This window comes from Phyllobacterium sp. SL163, from assembly GCF_049896885.1.
GTDB lineage: Bacteria > Pseudomonadota > Alphaproteobacteria > Rhizobiales > Rhizobiaceae > Phyllobacterium > Phyllobacterium calauticae.
The window spans coordinates 227,389-242,389 of sequence record NZ_JAFCVE010000009.1; the positions used below are offsets into that span (position 1 = coordinate 227,389).

At 59.9% G+C, this 15,001-nt stretch carries 17 protein-coding genes; 9 read left to right on the top strand and 8 right to left on the bottom strand.

Annotated features, from left to right (window positions below; translation table 11 throughout):
- The first annotated feature begins 165 nt into the window (after nucleotides 1-165).
- The gene (locus tag ACP7B1_RS20625; RefSeq protein ID WP_346305764.1) at nucleotides 166-594 is read left to right on the top strand and encodes a hypothetical protein; all 429 of its coding nucleotides are present in this window, start codon (nucleotides 166-168) and stop codon (nucleotides 592-594) included.
- Nucleotides 595-645: 51 nt separating this feature from the next.
- Here ACP7B1_RS20625 and glyS read toward each other — a convergent pair whose 3' ends face one another.
- The 4 genes from glyS to ACP7B1_RS20645 all read right to left on the bottom strand — a co-directional run bounded on the left by glyS (nucleotide 646) and on the right by ACP7B1_RS20645 (nucleotide 7,040).
- Nucleotides 646-2,940, bottom strand: a complete 2,295-nt coding sequence (gene glyS, locus ACP7B1_RS20630; protein ID WP_346305765.1) for a glycine--tRNA ligase subunit beta — start codon at nucleotides 2,938-2,940, stop codon at nucleotides 646-648.
- Nucleotides 2,940-3,875, bottom strand: a complete 936-nt coding sequence (locus ACP7B1_RS20635; RefSeq protein ID WP_223612383.1) for a glycine--tRNA ligase subunit alpha — start codon at nucleotides 3,873-3,875, stop codon at nucleotides 2,940-2,942. Before ACP7B1_RS20635 ends, glyS begins: the two co-directional genes overlap by 1 nt.
- Before the next feature lie 180 nt (nucleotides 3,876-4,055).
- Entirely contained in the window at nucleotides 4,056-5,870 is a 1,815-nt protein-coding gene (locus ACP7B1_RS20640) for a tetratricopeptide repeat protein (RefSeq protein WP_346305766.1), read from the bottom strand.
- A gap of 153 nt (nucleotides 5,871-6,023) precedes the next feature.
- Entirely contained in the window at nucleotides 6,024-7,040 is a 1,017-nt protein-coding gene (locus ACP7B1_RS20645; protein ID WP_346305767.1) for a polyprenyl synthetase family protein, read from the bottom strand.
- Between the two features lie 173 nt (nucleotides 7,041-7,213).
- Here ACP7B1_RS20645 and ACP7B1_RS20650 point away from each other — a divergent pair, with 173 nt between their 5' ends.
- From ACP7B1_RS20650 to moaB, 6 genes are all read left to right on the top strand, one after another.
- Nucleotides 7,214-7,435 carry a DUF2007 domain-containing protein gene (locus ACP7B1_RS20650; RefSeq protein ID WP_117282345.1) on the top strand — a complete coding sequence of 74 codons (222 nt, stop codon included), beginning with the start codon at nucleotides 7,214-7,216 and terminating at the stop codon, nucleotides 7,433-7,435.
- A gap of 3 nt (nucleotides 7,436-7,438) precedes the next feature.
- Nucleotides 7,439-8,212 (top strand): methyltransferase, encoded by a 774-nt coding sequence (locus tag ACP7B1_RS20655; protein ID WP_346305768.1) that lies wholly within the window; start codon nucleotides 7,439-7,441, stop codon nucleotides 8,210-8,212.
- Nucleotides 8,213-8,291: 79 nt separating this feature from the next.
- Nucleotides 8,292-9,149, top strand: coding sequence for a S49 family peptidase (locus ACP7B1_RS20660; RefSeq protein WP_346305769.1), 858 nt, complete (start codon nucleotides 8,292-8,294; stop codon nucleotides 9,147-9,149).
- A gap of 85 nt (nucleotides 9,150-9,234) precedes the next feature.
- Nucleotides 9,235-9,420, top strand: coding sequence for a hypothetical protein (locus ACP7B1_RS20665; protein WP_091880998.1), 186 nt, complete (start codon nucleotides 9,235-9,237; stop codon nucleotides 9,418-9,420).
- A 6-nt stretch (nucleotides 9,421-9,426) separates the two neighbouring features.
- On the top strand, nucleotides 9,427-10,311 hold the full coding sequence (locus ACP7B1_RS20670) for a 4-(cytidine 5'-diphospho)-2-C-methyl-D-erythritol kinase (RefSeq protein ID WP_426137226.1): 885 nt from the start codon (nucleotides 9,427-9,429) through the stop codon (nucleotides 10,309-10,311).
- A 2-nt stretch (nucleotides 10,312-10,313) separates the two neighbouring features.
- The gene (moaB, locus tag ACP7B1_RS20675; RefSeq protein ID WP_346308337.1) at nucleotides 10,314-10,856 is read left to right on the top strand and encodes a molybdenum cofactor biosynthesis protein B; all 543 of its coding nucleotides are present in this window, start codon (nucleotides 10,314-10,316) and stop codon (nucleotides 10,854-10,856) included.
- Nucleotides 10,857-10,859: 3 nt separating this feature from the next.
- Here moaB and ACP7B1_RS20680 read toward each other — a convergent pair whose 3' ends face one another.
- Complete coding sequence (locus tag ACP7B1_RS20680; RefSeq protein ID WP_346308338.1) at nucleotides 10,860-11,366, bottom strand: glycosyl transferase family 2; 507 nt, start codon at nucleotides 11,364-11,366, stop codon at nucleotides 10,860-10,862.
- Between the two features lie 148 nt (nucleotides 11,367-11,514).
- Between ACP7B1_RS20680 and ACP7B1_RS20685 the strand changes: the two genes are divergently transcribed.
- Together ACP7B1_RS20685 and ACP7B1_RS20690 are read left to right on the top strand one after the other, a co-directional pair.
- A complete protein-coding gene (locus tag ACP7B1_RS20685) occupies nucleotides 11,515-12,666 on the top strand; it encodes a PA0069 family radical SAM protein (RefSeq protein ID WP_346308339.1) in 1,152 nt (383 codons plus the stop codon).
- 136 nt (nucleotides 12,667-12,802) lie between these two features.
- The gene (locus ACP7B1_RS20690; RefSeq protein ID WP_346308340.1) at nucleotides 12,803-13,462 is read left to right on the top strand and encodes a ribonuclease HII; all 660 of its coding nucleotides are present in this window, start codon (nucleotides 12,803-12,805) and stop codon (nucleotides 13,460-13,462) included.
- A 68-nt stretch (nucleotides 13,463-13,530) separates the two neighbouring features.
- On the opposite strand, the gene ACP7B1_RS20695 is transcribed toward ACP7B1_RS20690, so the two are convergent.
- The 3 genes from ACP7B1_RS20695 to ACP7B1_RS20705 all read right to left on the bottom strand — a co-directional run bounded on the left by ACP7B1_RS20695 (nucleotide 13,531) and on the right by ACP7B1_RS20705 (nucleotide 14,969).
- Complete coding sequence (locus tag ACP7B1_RS20695; RefSeq protein ID WP_223611582.1) at nucleotides 13,531-14,010, bottom strand: F0F1 ATP synthase subunit B; 480 nt, start codon at nucleotides 14,008-14,010, stop codon at nucleotides 13,531-13,533.
- Nucleotides 14,011-14,021: 11 nt separating this feature from the next.
- Nucleotides 14,022-14,648 carry a F0F1 ATP synthase subunit B gene (locus tag ACP7B1_RS20700; RefSeq protein WP_223611583.1) on the bottom strand — a complete coding sequence of 209 codons (627 nt, stop codon included), beginning with the start codon at nucleotides 14,646-14,648 and terminating at the stop codon, nucleotides 14,022-14,024.
- Nucleotides 14,649-14,741: 93 nt separating this feature from the next.
- Nucleotides 14,742-14,969, bottom strand: coding sequence for a F0F1 ATP synthase subunit C (locus tag ACP7B1_RS20705; protein WP_008125314.1), 228 nt, complete (start codon nucleotides 14,967-14,969; stop codon nucleotides 14,742-14,744).
- Between the last annotated feature and the right edge of the window lie 32 nt (nucleotides 14,970-15,001).

A 15,001-nucleotide genomic window follows, 5' to 3' on the forward strand; every position in this document is an offset into this window, starting at 1 on the left:
GCGCTTCTCCGATCGTGCGCATTGCCTACACGATGGGCAGGGCTCGCCGCAAGCCTGCGCTGATGAACTCACCGTATGAGGTGATGCGTAAAATTGAATCCACCCGTGGTAAAAATTAGCAAGGTTTGGCTGATAGAGATGGGCGGTCAACAAGGATAGAGCCACATGTTCCGCCATCTGCTTGCCATCATAGCTGCTGCCCTGATTGCACCGGCCATTGCGCATGCCGGAGAATCCATCAAGCTCAAGGGCCCGTCGGCACGGCCAAACTCGGTCACCTTTGTCGGCTATGACAGTTTCGATGCCAATGGCAATCCTGTCTGCACGCCCTGCATCGAGCAGCGCGCGGCGGAAGCCGCCAAGCTTCAGGCCTATCTGGAACGCCGCGAACGCTCGCGCCAGTACATGGCCCGCCTTCAGGGCAACGGCCCCAAACCGGACTCCTTTATCGCCACCGCCAATGCAGCGACACTGCCGGCAGCACACGCAGCACCGGCGGCGCAAACCACGGCAACGCCGGCACCAGCGGCACCCGCCGCCGCCAGCGGATTGCTTGCAGTCGAAGCGACGCCGCTGCGCGCCAGCATGCAATAAGCCAGCGCAACGCCAGCGGACAAGCGCGAGGTTTTCGCGCCTGCCCGTTGATTATCCAGCAATTTTCGAGAAATCAGCGACCGTGTTCGTGGCTGTGCGGATACGGGCAAGCAGCGCCAGGCGATTGGCTCGAACGGCCGGATTCTCGTCATTAACCAGCACATCTTCAAAAAATGAATCAACCGGTTCACGCAAAGCACTCAGTGCAATCATGGCGCCGGAAAAATCCTGTTTTTGAATGGCTTGCGCCGCGTCCTTCTCAGCCTGATTCACCGCGGCAAAGAGCGTCTTTTCCGCATCGAGTGCAAGCAGCGCCGGGTCAACCGTATCGGCGACAAGCGTACCCTTCTTCTCCTCAGCGCTCAGAATATTGGCCGCACGCTTGGTACCGGCCAGAAGGTTCTTGCCCTCTTCCGAGTTGAGATAGACCACCAGCGCTTCAACGCGGCGAGCGATCAGCAGAAGATTATCGGCGCCGTCCGTCAGCACCGCATCGATCAGGTCATGCCGTGCGCCGAGTTCGCGCAGATGCACTTTCAGGCGATCATGGAAGAACGCCAGAAGGTCCAGCAGAACCGGCTGCGCATGCTCGGCCACCTCGCCGCGCAAACGCTTTTCAAAACCGGAAATGGCATTGGTGACATCTTCCTCACCATCGACATCGCCGGAATTCTGAGCGGCCTGCTGCGCCTCGTAGCGCTCGACATGCTTTTCGACGGCGTCTTCGCGCAACTGCGCAAAGGCGGCCTGGAAGAGCGGCAGAAGCGCGATCTGCCAGTCGCTTGACAGCAACAGGCGGATGACGCCAAGCGCCGCACGGCGCAGGGCATAGGGGTCTTTCGAGCCTGTCGGCTTTTCGTCGATGGCCCAGAAACCGACCAGCGTATCGAGCTTGTCGGCAAGCGCGACAGCCACGGAAACCGCATCGCTCGGCACAAAGTCGGATGGCCCTTGCGGCTTGTAATGTTCTTCAATCGCGGCTGCGACCGATGGATGTTCGTTCTGCAGCAGCGCATATTTGCGGCCCATGCCACCCTGCAGTTCCGGGAACTCGCCGACGATTTCCGTCGTAAGGTCGGCCTTGGCCAGTGCGGCCGCACGGGCGGCCAGTACCGGGTCGGCACCGACCAGCGGCGCGATATCGCGTGCCAGCGCCTTGATCCGCGTGACGCGTTCGCCCTGGGTGCCGAGCTTGGCGTGGAAGGTTACATTCAGGGCATCGAGCCGCGCCATGCGCTGATCGAGCGGCTTCTTCAGATCGAGATCGAAGCGGATGGCGGCAGCCGCGAGCTTTTCCATATCAGGCAGATCGTGCTGATCGGTCGTCCAGAAGTAGAGCGCGTCGGAAAGACGGGCGCGGACGACCTTGCCATTGCCGTAGGCGATCTCCTTGCCGCCATCGCTGGCAACGATGTTGGAAACCAGGATGAACTTGTTGGAGAGCTTGTCCGTCTCGCCGGCTTTGCGCGTGACAAAGCACTTCTGGTTCGTCTTGATGGTGAGACGTATGACCTCCGGCGGGATGGCGAGGAAATTGCCCTCGAATTCGCCCATCAGCACGACGGGCCATTCGACGAGACCCGACACCTCTTCCAGCAGGCCCTCATCCTCGACCAGTTCAAGGCCCGACGCAAAGGCGATATTCTGCGCATCCGCCAGAATGATCTCCTTGCGGCGATCGGCGTCGAGCACGACCTTGGCCTTTTCCAGCTTGGCGACATAATCGTCAAAGCGGCGAACGGTGATCGGCTGGCCATCGCTCAGGAACCGGTGCCCATAGGTGATATTGCCGGAACGCAGGCCGCTCACCTCGAAATCGACGACAACCGGTTCTTCGGTCTCACCGCCGAACATGCAGACGATCGACTGAAGCGGACGCACCCAGCGCAGGCTGCCGGCCTTTGCCGAGGCTGCCCCCCAGCGCATGGATTTCGGCCATGGAAATTCGCGAATGATCTTTGGCAGGAGTTCCGCGATGATTTCTTCTGCCCCCCGGCCCGGCTTGGTCAGATGGGCAACGTAGAAATCACCCTTTTTTGGATCGGTGTGCACGTGGGCCTGCGCAATATCCGTCAGGCCGGCGGAACGCAGAAAGCCTGCAATGGCTGCCTCCGGCGCGCTGACGCTCGGTCCCTTGCGATCCTCATGCACGTCTTTCGACCGTGCGGTCAGGCCGCGAATATCGAGCGTGAGACGGCGCGGCGTCCAGTAGTCACCAGCCGCTTCATAGGTGAGGCCAGCCTCGACCAGGCCATCGGTGACGAGCTTTTTCAGATCGCCGGCCGCCTTGCGCTGCATGCGGGCGGGAATTTCTTCCGAGCGAAGTTCGAGCAAAAGATCGGGCATTATACGGACTCACTCTTGAAATTGACGCCGCCGGCTTCGGTCAAAAGGAACGCCTCGCCACACTGCCGGGCGAGATTGCGGACCCGCAGGATATAGCTCTGCCGTTCCGTCACCGAGATCACACCGCGCGCGTCGAGCAGGTTGAACGCATGGGAAGCCTTGATGCACTGGTCGTAGGCCGGAAGGACCATCCGGTGCATCGGGCTGTTGTCGCCGTCCTTGGGTGCGCCCGCGCGCAGAAGCGCCGCGCATTCGGCTTCCGCATCCTCGAAATGCCGCAGCAGGACCGATGTGTTGGCATGTTCGAAATTGTGACGCGAATATTCCTGCTCCGCCTGCAGGAACACATCACCATAGGTGACCTTTTCATCGCCCTCGAGGCCATTGAAATTCAGGTCGTAGATGCTGTCGACGCCCTGGATATACATGGCAAGCCGCTCCAGACCATAGGTCAGCTCACCGGAAACGGGCGCGCATTCAATGCCGCAGACCTGCTGGAAATAGGTGAACTGCGACACTTCCATGCCATCGCACCAGCATTCCCAGCCCAGACCCCAAGCGCCGAGCGTCGGGCTTTCCCAGTCATCCTCGACGAAACGCACATCATGCAGCAGCGGATCAAGGCCGATGGCCGCCAGCGAGCCGAGGTAAAGCTCCTGCAGGTTGGCAGGCGATGGCTTCATGATCACCTGATACTGGTAATAATGCTGCAAGCGGTTGGGGTTCTCGCCGTAACGGCCATCCTTGGGGCGGCGCGATGGCTGGACATAGGCTGCCTTCCACGGCTTGGGACCGAGCGAACGCAATGTTGTCGCCGGGTGAAACGTACCCGCGCCGACTTCCATGTCATAGGGCTGCAGGATGACACATCCATGCTGGGCCCAGTAATTATGAAGCGTCAGGATGAGACCCTGGAACGAACGGGTCGGATGCATATGATCGGGCAATGGGACGGTCACCGGTCAGGCCTTTTTGACGGGAAATGGAGTGCCCGTCCTAAGGCGTGCCGTCTGGCCGGTCAAGAGAAAGGAAGCCATGACAATGGCTTTCGCAGGCACCCGCAGCGGAAATCATGGCAAGGGTGCCGCGAACAGCACCCTTGTTTCTTATGATGATCAGCCCTTGTTGTCCGGAGCCGGGACAGGAGCCGGTTGCGGCGCTGGAGGTTCCGGTGCTTTCGGGGCATCGCCGCCATTCTTGGCAACGCCCGGTTCCTTTGCATCGGGAAGGCCGTTCTTCAGCTTTTCCTCGATCTTGACCAGATCTTCCGGCTCAGGCTTGGAATCGCGGGCGTGGGCCCATTGGAAAGTCGCTTCCAGCTTGCGCCCTGCACGCCAATAGGCATCGCCCAGATGATCGTTGATGGTTGCGTCTTCGGGACGCAGCTTGACCGCCTGCTCCAGCTGGATGACAGCATCGGCATAATTGCCCATCCGGTAATAGGCCCAGCCGAGCGAGTCGACGATATAACCATCCTGCGGACGGGAGGCGACAGCCTTCTTGATCAGGTCCAGCCCCTGCTCCAGCTTGATATTCATGTCGATCCAGGAATAGCCGAGGTAATTCTGCACCTGCGGCTGATCCGGATAGAGTTCAAGCGCCTTGGTGAAATTCGGCTCTGCCTTGTCCCACTGCTTCAGCCGCTCATAGGCAATGCCGCGCTGGTAGAAAATCATCCAGTCGTTGCGTTCTGGCTTTTCGATCGCGGCAACAGCCTTGTCGTAGGTTTCGGCGGCTTTGGCGTAGTTCTTGTCCTGCGCATAGATGCTGCCGATGGCAAGGTAGGTGCGGATATCCTTCGGATCGGCCGCCAGAAGTCCGTTCAAATGCGTGATCGCCTCGTCGTGGCGCTTCAAGATGGCAAGATTGATGGCAATCTGCATTTCCGCATCGCGGTTGTAGGCGGAATCGGCAGGAATGCGCGTGAAGTATTCGACGGCCTTTTCCGGCTGCTCCAGCTTGGCACTGATGTCACCGATCTGGAAAAGGGTTGCATCGTGATCGGGGCGCAGCGGCAGCGACATCTGCAGATAGAGTTTGGAAAAAGCTTCCGCTCCACTGCGATTGATCGCGGTTGCCAAGGTATAGAGCACTTCCGCCGCGCCCTGCTGCGGGGTCTCCACGAGTGGCTTGACGGCTTTGCCGGACGCAAGCTGCTTGCCGAATTCGACCAGAACCATGCGGCCGGACAGCACTTCCGATGCGTCCTTGATCAGCGTTTCCGCGCCGGCTTTGTCACCGTTGCGCATTTTGAACGAGGCATAGGCCTCGATCAGCCGCTCATAGGTATCGGGCGCCGCAGCCAGGCTCGGGCGGTCCTCGAGAGCGCTCTGATAGAACGCTGCCGCCTTGTCTTTCTGTCCGGCCATGTCGGCGATGAGCGCCGAATTGTAGATCTTGAACAGGGCAAAGCCATCCGGACCCTTCAGCTTGCTGATCATGGCCAGCGCTTCATTGGGCTTGCCTGCCCCGGCCTTGGCCCAGGCCGAAATCAGACCGGTGATCATTCTGTCGAGATCCGACTGGAGCGACAGCATCATCAGGGTATCGACCTTCTGGTACTGCTTCTTGTTCAGGGCATCGATGCCAAGCGCCAGGCGCGAGAAGCGTTCGATCTCCGGAACCGATTTCAGTTCCTGCGCAATCGGCAATGCTTCCTTGAACTGACCGTCGGTCAGGAGAACCAGCAGGAGGCTCTGGCGCAGTTCCTTGTTCTTCGGATCATAGGCAAGAGCCTGCCGGTAGAAGGAAATGGCGCTGTCGAAATCATTGCTGCGTTCAGCGGTGCGGGCAGAGAGGAAGGCGCCGGACAATGATCCCGCAGCAGTTACCAGATCTTTGCCGGTCGCGGCCGGTGCGGAAATGACACTGATGGTCAAGGCAGCGAGTGTTGCGCCCATCACGGAGCCAAGCAATTTACTGCGCTGCATATACAAAATCCCTCTTCATTGTCGTCATCATGAAATGATCGCCCGAATCCTCAGGAAAAGCATGGCCTTTTTACGGTCCACTCTCAAGTTTCATCGAAAGTATAAAGGCAATTGCCTGCCAGAGGCCTTGGCAGGCGTTCGATCCACAACGGATCAGTTCACCCGGCTGATGCAAAAGTCGATGACTTCCAGAAGGGCATCCTTCTGCGGCGACTGATCGAGCGGGGCCAATGCATCGCGGGCAATGCCGCCAAAATGCCGGGCGCGCTGGATCGTATCGCTGAGGGCGCCGTAGCGTGTCATCAAGCCCTTGGCCTTTTCCAGCGCCTTGTCATCGTTGACACCGTTCTCCAGCGCTTCCTTCCAGAACATGCGTTCTTCCGCCGTGCCGCGACGATAGATCAGAACCACCGGAAGGGTAATCTTGCCTTCGCGGAAATCATCGCCGGTGTTCTTGCCGAGATCCTTGGCATTGCCGCCGTAATCCAGCGCATCATCCACCAGCTGGAATGCGAGACCGAGATTGAGGCCATAGGAGCGCAGTGCCTGGCGATCCGTGCGCGAGGAGGATGCAATGATCGGCCCCACTTCGGCCGCGGCGGAAAACAGCGCGGCTGTCTTGGCCTTGATCACCGCCAGATACTCATCTTCGGTTGTCTCAAGATTTTTTGCCGCCGCAAGCTGCATGACTTCGCCTTCAGCAATGACCGAAGCCGAGGTTGCCAGCACATCGAGCGCTTCGAGCGAGCCGACATCCACCATCATCTTGAACGCCTGGCCGAGCAGGAAATCACCGACGAGAACGCTGGCCTGATTGCCCCAGATCATGCGCGCCGTGCTCTTGCCCCGGCGCAGGTCGCTCTCGTCAACCACGTCGTCGTGCAGCAGGGTTGCCGTGTGCATGAACTCGACGCTGGTGGCGAGCTTGACGTGGCCATCACCCTGGTAACCGAACATGCGGGCAGCCGCGAGCGTGATCATCGGGCGCAGGCGTTTGCCGCCGGACGAGATCAAATGGTTCGCCACTTCGGGAATCATCTCGACGTCCGAACCTGCTTTCGACAGGATCAGTTCGTTGACACGGGCCATGTCGGCCTTGGTAAGATCAATCAGCGGCTGCACCGATCCCGTGCTGCTCTTCTTATCGTCCAGACTGACAACAACGCCCAAAACGAAACTCCTAAACTTCTCGCATAATGCGGCGACACCTTATTTTGACAGGCTATATCCCGCAAGCGGCGAATTGGCGCGCAAAAATGGCAGGGGTTACAAATTCGTGATAAAGCCCACACATATGCTACAGGACTTACGGCACTTCCGGGCCAGTCATATGGGTAATGGCAATGATCGAAATCATGCGTACGAACGATCCTGTTCTCATCTCCTTTGTCGAATCACTGCTCAAGGATGCCGGCATCCGGCACTTTATCGCCGATTCCAACATGAGCGTCCTTGAAGGTTCCGTCGGCATTCTCGCACGCCGGGTGCTGGTCGATGCCAACCGGGAGGACGAAGTCCGGCGGTTGCTCAAAGACGCCTGCCTCGAACGCGAGCTGCGCGGCTGATCCATGCCATCGACCGATACGCCCCATACGCTGGATGCATTCCATCGCGGCCGGTTCCACCTGCTCCAGCCCGCGCTGAAGGGGCACCGGTCGGGGGTCGACGCCATGGTGCTTGCCAGCGCCGTACCCGATGATTTTTCCGGTCGTGTCGCCGACCTTGGCGCCGGTGCCGGGGCGGCAGGCCTTGCCGTGCTCGCGCGCTGCAGCAAGGCCAAGGCGGTCTTGATCGAGCGTTCCGATTTCATGGCCGACTTTGCCCGCAGATCGCTCGCTCTGCCAGAAAATGCCGCCATCGCTGCCCGTACCGAACTTGTGCAGGCGGATGTCACCCTGACCGGCAAGGCACGGGTTGCGGCAGGGCTTGCCGACAATAGCTTTGACTTCGTGATCATGAACCCGCCCTTCAACCGGCCCACCGACCGCGCAACGCCCGATCCGGTGAAGGCGGAAGCCCATGTCATGACCGACGGCATGATGGAGCAATGGATCCGCACGGCCGCTGCCATCGTCAAACCCGGCGGCGCGCTGGCCATCATCGCCCGCCCGGCTTCGATAGCCGAACTGCTCGACGCCTTGCAGCGCCGCTTCGGCGGGTTGATTATCGTGCCGGTGCAGCCAAGACCACAGGACGCGGCCATCCGTATCATCATCCGGGGAATTCGCGGCAGCCGTGCCGGCCTTACGCTTGCTCCTGCCCTGATCATGCATCATGAGACCGGCAACGGCTTTACCGAGCGTGCAACGGCGATAAACAATGGCCTGACGTCACTTTTGTAGCATTTTCCGCACGGTGCCATTGTGATTTGATGTGCACCGCTTACATGCGCATGACCTGAAAGCATCAAAGGAGAAAGCATTGGCCCGATTGATCCGAAAATTGCTGCCGCGCCGCTGGCGCCCCGATTTCGTGGAGATACCGGTGGTTCGCCTGCACGGCGCCATCATGTCTGGCGGTGGTCAATTCCGGCAAAATCTTTCCCTTGCATCCGTCGCATCGGTTCTGGAAAAAGCCTTTGACGACAAGGATTCGCCAGCGGTGGCGATTTCGGTCAATTCGCCGGGCGGTTCTCCGGTACAGTCGCGGCTGATTTACCGGCGCATCCGTGACCTGGCAGCCGAAAAGAACAAGAAGGTCTATGTCTTCGTCGAGGACGTCGCGGCCTCCGGCGGCTATATGATCGCCGTTGCCGGTGACGAGATCATTGCCGATCCGTCATCGATCGTCGGCTCGATCGGCGTTGTCTCGGCAAGTTTCGGCTTTACGGAACTGATCAAGAAGATCGGCGTGGAACGGCGCGTCTATACGGCAGGAAAGAACAAGGCGACGCTCGACCCCTTCAAGCCGGAAAACAAGGCTGATATCGAACATCTGAAGGCGTTGCAGCTGGAAATCCATGACACCTTCATCGCTCTGGTCAAGGAACGGCGCGGCGACAAGCTGAGCGACAGCGCCGATCTCTTCACCGGCCAGTTCTGGACGGGAACACGCGGCGTTGAACTCGGTCTGGTCGACGGTCTTGGCGACATGCGCTCCTATCTCCAGTCGCAATATGGCCCCAAAACCAAGCTAAAACTGATCTCGCAGCCGCGCGGCCTGTTCGGGCGCAGAATTCCATCCGCCAGCGTGCAGATCGAAGGGCTTGGCAGCGGTTTGGCCAATGGGCTGATGGACGCAGCCGAGGAACGGGCGCTCTGGTCGCGTTTCGGCCTGTAAACCGGCGCAGGATTTTTTGGCAAGGCCGGAACTCCGTGCTATGAATGCGGACAGGAATGATATCGGTAGTTGAGGGTTACAGACGATGCCACAATTGATCTTTTTTGCTCTTGTCGGCGCCGCCGCCTATTACGGCTATCGTTCGTTCAAGAAGGAAGCACAGCGCGTCTCGCAGCGCGTGCGCGAGGCCGAAAAAGAGGCACAAAATCGTGCACAGGGAACACTGGTCCAGGATCCCGAAACCGGTGAATACCGCCTGCGCAAAGACTGAGCGTCCATGCTTGCCAGTCCTGACCATACAATCAGCCTGACCGCCCCGGCCAAGATCAATCTCGCGTTGCATGTAACCGGCAGACGTGACGACGGCTACCATCTGCTCGACAGTCTCGTCGTGTTTGCCCGTTTCGGCGACCGGTTGAGCGTGACGAAAGCGGCGGCGGATTCCTTCACCCTGTCCGGTCCCTACGGCATGGGGCTTCCCGCCGACGATACGAACCTGGTGCTGCGGGCGCGGGACGCCCTGCGCCGGCGGTATGGCAGGCAGGCAACGCCCGTCGCCATCCATCTGGAAAAACATCTCCCTGTCGCCTCCGGCATCGGCGGCGGCTCCAGCGATGCTGCTGCTGCCCTGCGCGCTCTGGCAGCCCTCTGGGCTATCGATGCCAGCCTGACGGACCTGGCCGCACTCGGCCTGCCGCTGGGTGCCGACGTGCCGATGTGCCTGCACGGCGAGGCGCTGATCGCACGCGGCATCGGCGAAGAGATCGAGCGCATCGCAACCTTTCCGCGCCTGCCCATGGTCCTCGTCAACAATGGGGTGACGGTGTCGACACCGCAGGTCTTTTCCGCGCTGACCCGCCGCGACAATCCTCCCTTGCCCGCGCTGCCTCCCCTGACATGCCTTGCGGAAGTTTGCACCTATCTTCGGCAGACGGACAACCATCTTTTCGCAGCCACGCAAAAGCTTGCGCCCTCGATCAATGGCAGCATGCAGGCATTGCTGGACACCAACCCGTTGCTCGCGCGCATGTCCGGCTCGGGCGGCACCTGCTTTGCACTCTACAGCGATGACGCGGCGGCTGATGCAGCCGCAATGCGGTTGCGCCAAAGCCAGCCCGCGTGGTTTGTCGTCGCCACCAGCAGCACAATGGAAGGGAGCTGATCTTGGCCCGCATTGACGAGACACGCCCCTTTGTACCCGTCGGGATTGCCGTGCTGACTGTTTCCGATACGCGCACGCTCGATGACGACAAATCCGGCACGACGCTGGCCGACCGCATCACGGCAGCAGGACACCGCCTGGTGGACCGCGCCATCGTGACCGATGACCGCGAAGCGATACGCGACAAGGTGCTTGCCTGGTCGAACAGCCCCGATGTGGACGTGGTCATCACCACAGGCGGTACGGGCTTTACCGGCCGGGATGTGACGCCTGAAGCGCTGGAGCCGATCTTCGAAAAGCGCATGGACGGCTTTTCCGAGGTGTTCCACCGCATTTCGTACGACAAGATCGGCACGTCGACCATCCAGTCCAGGGCAACCGGCGGCGTGGTCAATGCAACATTCGTTTTCGTGCTGCCGGGCTCACCCGGCGCCTGCAAGGATGCCTGGGATAATATTCTCCAGTTCCAGCTCGACTACCGCCACATGCCCTGCAATTTCGTCGAGATCATGCCCCGGCTGGACGAACATCTCAAACGGGGCTGACAGTTACTTCGCCGCGCCGGGAATAATCTCCGCCCGCAGACGCTTCATGGCGAGACCACGCGCCAGGTCCGCCGCACTCTTGCCCGGAGCCGACAAAGCCATCGCCTGACGCTTTGAAATCAGCAGCCCATTGGCCAGAGGATTTCCGGGCGCGAAAACCCGCGCGAAGAACGGCTTCCGATGCGCGTGGGAACGGGTGAAACAGGCTGGGCCCTGCATGCGTTCCACATGAAGGGAGACAGCCTCGATCCAGCCGTCGATCAATCGCGCACCGGGTTCGATGAACAAAATCCAGTCGCTGCGCGCGCGGCGCAGACCGTCGATCAATGTCTGGTCCTGCAGGAAAATACACCCGGCCGCATCGGCCACGCGGTGGGTCTGGTCGGTCGAGCCGTGATCGATGACGATGACATCGCTCAACACACCTTCGACAGCTCCGCCCACCAGTCCGCCGAGCGTTCTGGCCAAGGGTTCATCGGCATTGCGGGTTTCGATCAGGACGGAAATCATTCATTTCAGTTATAGTATTATTATTGAAATTTCCATCATCCTTTTTCAGCAGATTGTTCTTGCTTTGTTCTCATAATTTGCTAGGAATACATTCATGTTGCGACGGTATGAGCGACTCAGTCTCGCTCCGGTCTCAAGGAGAATGTCAATGAACATCATGGTACAGGCGGACAAGGCCGCTTTCGGGCAAGGCCGGGCCGAACATGCCAATGTGCTGGTCGACGAAGCCGGGTTGCGGATCGACCATGGACGCCGGCGTGGACGCGGCGCAGGCATGAACCCATCCGGGCGTTTCGAGCCGGAAACGCGCCATGTCTTTGACGATGGCTGGGAGACAATCGAGGACTTGCCCGCCTTCAAGACCGAAGTGCAGATCGAGAAGCCGCGCACCATCATCACACGCAATGACTCGCCGGATGTCGGATTCGATCGCTCGATCAATCCCTATCGCGGTTGCGAGCATGGCTGCATCTATTGCTTCGCCCGGCCCACCCACAGCTATATGGGCCTGTCAGCCGGTCTCGATTTTGAATCGAAACTGTTTGCCAAGCCCGATGCCGCCAGGATGCTCGACCGCGAACTGTCCAAACCGGGTTATACCGCCAAGACCATCGCTATCGGCACCAATACGGATCCCTATCAGCCGATCGAGAAGAAGTGGCGCATCATGCGCGAGATTCTGCAGGTGCTCGAAGAGCATCAGCACCCAGTCGGCATCGTCACCAAATCGGCGCTGATCATGCGTGATATCGATATTCTCGCCCGCATGGCCGAGAAAGGTCTTGTCAAGGTCTGCCTTTCTGTCACGACGCTGGACGGCAAGCTCGCCCGGACGATGGAACCGAGGGCCTCAACCCCGACGCGGCGGCTGCAAGCGCTGCGTGCACTCTCCGACGCGGGCATTCCGACGGGAACCCTGGTGGCCCCGATCATTCCGGGTCTCAATGATCACGAGATCGAGCGCGTGCTTGACAGCGTGTATGCCATGGGTGCGCGCGAAGCCGGCTATGTGCTCCTGCGCCTGCCGCTCGAGGTCAGTCCCATCTTCAAGGAATGGCTGCTGCGCAACTACCCGGACCGGTATCGCCATGTTCTTTCCCTCGTGCGCTCCATGCGCGGCGGCAAGGATTACGATGCGGAATGGGGCAAGCGCATGCGCGGCGACGGTCCCTATGCCTGGCAGATCGGACGCCGGTTCGAAATCGCCGCCAAGCGCCTCGGCATCAATCTCGCCAAGCGCCGTCTGCGCACCGACCTGTTTGTGCCAACCGCAGGCAGCGAACAGTTGTCGCTGTTTTAACCAATCAAACGGGTCTCCGACCTGTTTCTGAAAATCCGTCGAGCGCCCCCCATCCCGCTGACGGAAGTCCCGATGCCTACCCCATCCGCATCGGGGCCTTGCAGAGAATCAGAACGAATGCGAGTCTCGCCGCAACATGGCCCGATTGCGTTCTGATTCTCTGCTTCTTCCTCTCGATACCGGCAAACCCGATTTTGCGACGGAGCGCCGGCTCATGCGCGATGGCGTGCCTTTTGTCGTGGGGATCGACGAAGCCGGTCGCGGGCCACTAGCAGGCCCTGTTGTCGCTGCGGCGGTCATCCTTGATCCCGAGCGGATTCCCGATGGTCTTGACGATTCAAAACGCCTGACCGCCAGGAAGCGCGCGGAATTGTTCGATATCATTTTGCAGACAGCGCTGGCGTCGGGTATTGCCAGTGTCGCCGCGCCGGCAATCGATGCGACAGATATTCTGAAAGCCGCGCTGGAGGCCATGCGCCGCGCCACCTGCGGCCTTTCCATCCTGCCGGGCCACGCGCTCATCGACGGGCGGGATGTGCCGCGCGGCCTTCCCTGCCCCGGTACGGCGATGATCAAGGGCGACCAGCGTTCGGTCTCCATTGCCGCGGCCTCCATTCTCGCCAAGGTCAGCCGCGACCGGATGATGGCGCAGGCCGGCCGCCACTACCCGGCCTATGGACTTGAGACCCATGCGGGCTACGGAACAGCGTTTCATCGCAGCGCGATGCTAACCCACGGACCAGTGGTTGGCCTGCACCGCTTCAGTTTCGCACCGCTGAAGAACCGGGACGTTTAGGGCGGGGCCACGCGCCCAAAAGAAAAAGCCGCCTTGCGGCGGCTTTCTCAAATTCCATTTGCCCTCAATCAGTTCAGGCGGGTCTTCACTTCGCTCAAGGAAGATTTGAACAGGTCGGCCGATGTCTTGGCGTCAACCTTGTCCTTGAGGATACGGCCAGCAGCGGCAACAGCGATATCGACTGCGGAAGCGCGAACGTCGTTGACGGCCTCGGTCTCGGCCTGGGCGATCTTCTGCTCGGCAAGCTTGTTGCGGCGCGCAACGTACTCTTCCGTCTTCTGCTTGGTTTCCTCAATGATCGCATGGGCTTCGCGCTGAGCTGCGGCAACGATCTCGCCAGCTTCCTTTTCGGCTTCCTTGCGCTTGCGCTGATACTCGGCCAGCAGCGACTGCGCTTCCTCACGCAGGCGGCGGGCTTCTTCCAGCTCGTCGCGGATACGCTCGGCACGGCCGTCAAGCGACTTGCCGACAACGCCCGGAACCTTGAGGTAAACCATCAGCGCCAGGAAGATAACCAGCGCAATCAGGGCCCAAAATGTTGCGTCCATCATGCTTCTCCTTAACCGCGCACGGCTTTGACCGCAGCGGAAACACTTGCCGTATCGACAGTTCCACCGATGATCTTCTTGACGATTTCCGCCGCCGTTTCCTCGGCGATGGCACCGACGCCAGCCATTGCCTTGTCTTTGATAGACGCAATGCTTGCCTCGGCTTCAGCCAGCTTCTTTTCCAGGGCAGCAGAGATTTCCGCTGTTTCAGCGTCTGCCTTGGCCTTGGATTCATCACGGGCGGTCTGAGCAATGCTGCCGGCCTTTTTCTTGGCTTCGGCAAGTTCCTGCTCATAGGCGGCGAGCGCCTCATCCGATTCCTGCTTCATGCGGGCAGCCTGATCGAGATCGGTTGCGATGCGATCGCGGCGGGTCTCGATGATGCCGCCGATACGTGGCAGAACCACACGCGACAGGAACAGGTAGAAAAATGCAAATGTCAGTGCCAGCCAGAGCAGCTGCGAAGCAAAATGGCTGGAGTCGAAAGGCGGGAAAACACCTTTATGCGCCACACCCGTTTCGGAGTGGGTCGCAGTGGCATGGGCATCAGACGCGCCACCCGTTGCAGCCGTGTCGGCATGCGCAGGTGTCTCGGTCTGAGCGGTTGTGGATGCGGCATGAGCCGAAGACACAAACATATGTTGTCCCCTTGGTTCGGGCATTTCCCGATCTGCTGACTTTAAATATTATACTGGCCGCGCAGAGCGCAGCCAGTATGAATTGCTTGCTGATTAAACAGCGAACAGAAGCAGAAGAGCGATGAGCAGCGAGAAGATGCCCAGAGCTTCAGTAACGGCGAAGCCGAATACCAGACGGCCGAACTGGCCATCAGCTGCGGATGGGTTGCGCAATGCACCGGAGAGGTAGCTGCCGAAAATGTTGCCAAGGCCGAGGGCCGTTCCGGCCATACCAAAGCAGGCGAGACCTGCACCGATGTACTTTGCTGCTACGGGATCCATGTTAAACTCCTTTGGATAGAATAGTTATTGAT

Coding starts and splice junctions, on each gene's coding strand:
- ACP7B1_RS20625 (WP_346305764.1), top strand. CDS start 166: ATGTTCCGCCATCTGCTTGCCATCATAGCTGCTGCCCTGATTGCACCG.
- glyS (WP_346305765.1), bottom strand. CDS start 2,940: ATGCCCGATCTTTTGCTCGAACTTCGCTCGGAAGAAATTCCCGCCCGC.
- ACP7B1_RS20635 (WP_223612383.1), bottom strand. CDS start 3,875: ATGCATCCGACCCGTTCGTTCCAGGGTCTCATCCTGACGCTTCATAAT.
- ACP7B1_RS20640 (WP_346305766.1), bottom strand. CDS start 5,870: ATGCAGCGCAGTAAATTGCTTGGCTCCGTGATGGGCGCAACACTCGCT.
- ACP7B1_RS20650 (WP_117282345.1), top strand. CDS start 7,214: ATGATCGAAATCATGCGTACGAACGATCCTGTTCTCATCTCCTTTGTC.
- ACP7B1_RS20655 (WP_346305768.1), top strand. CDS start 7,439: ATGCCATCGACCGATACGCCCCATACGCTGGATGCATTCCATCGCGGC.
- ACP7B1_RS20665 (WP_091880998.1), top strand. CDS start 9,235: ATGCCACAATTGATCTTTTTTGCTCTTGTCGGCGCCGCCGCCTATTAC.
- ACP7B1_RS20670 (WP_426137226.1), top strand. CDS start 9,427: ATGCTTGCCAGTCCTGACCATACAATCAGCCTGACCGCCCCGGCCAAG.
- ACP7B1_RS20680 (WP_346308338.1), bottom strand. CDS start 11,366: ATGATTTCCGTCCTGATCGAAACCCGCAATGCCGATGAACCCTTGGCC.
- ACP7B1_RS20685 (WP_346308339.1), top strand. CDS start 11,515: ATGAACATCATGGTACAGGCGGACAAGGCCGCTTTCGGGCAAGGCCGG.
- ACP7B1_RS20690 (WP_346308340.1), top strand. CDS start 12,803: ATGGCCCGATTGCGTTCTGATTCTCTGCTTCTTCCTCTCGATACCGGC.
- ACP7B1_RS20695 (WP_223611582.1), bottom strand. CDS start 14,010: ATGGACGCAACATTTTGGGCCCTGATTGCGCTGGTTATCTTCCTGGCG.
- ACP7B1_RS20700 (WP_223611583.1), bottom strand. CDS start 14,648: ATGTTTGTGTCTTCGGCTCATGCCGCATCCACAACCGCTCAGACCGAG.
- ACP7B1_RS20705 (WP_008125314.1), bottom strand. CDS start 14,969: ATGGATCCCGTAGCAGCAAAGTACATCGGTGCAGGTCTCGCCTGCTTT.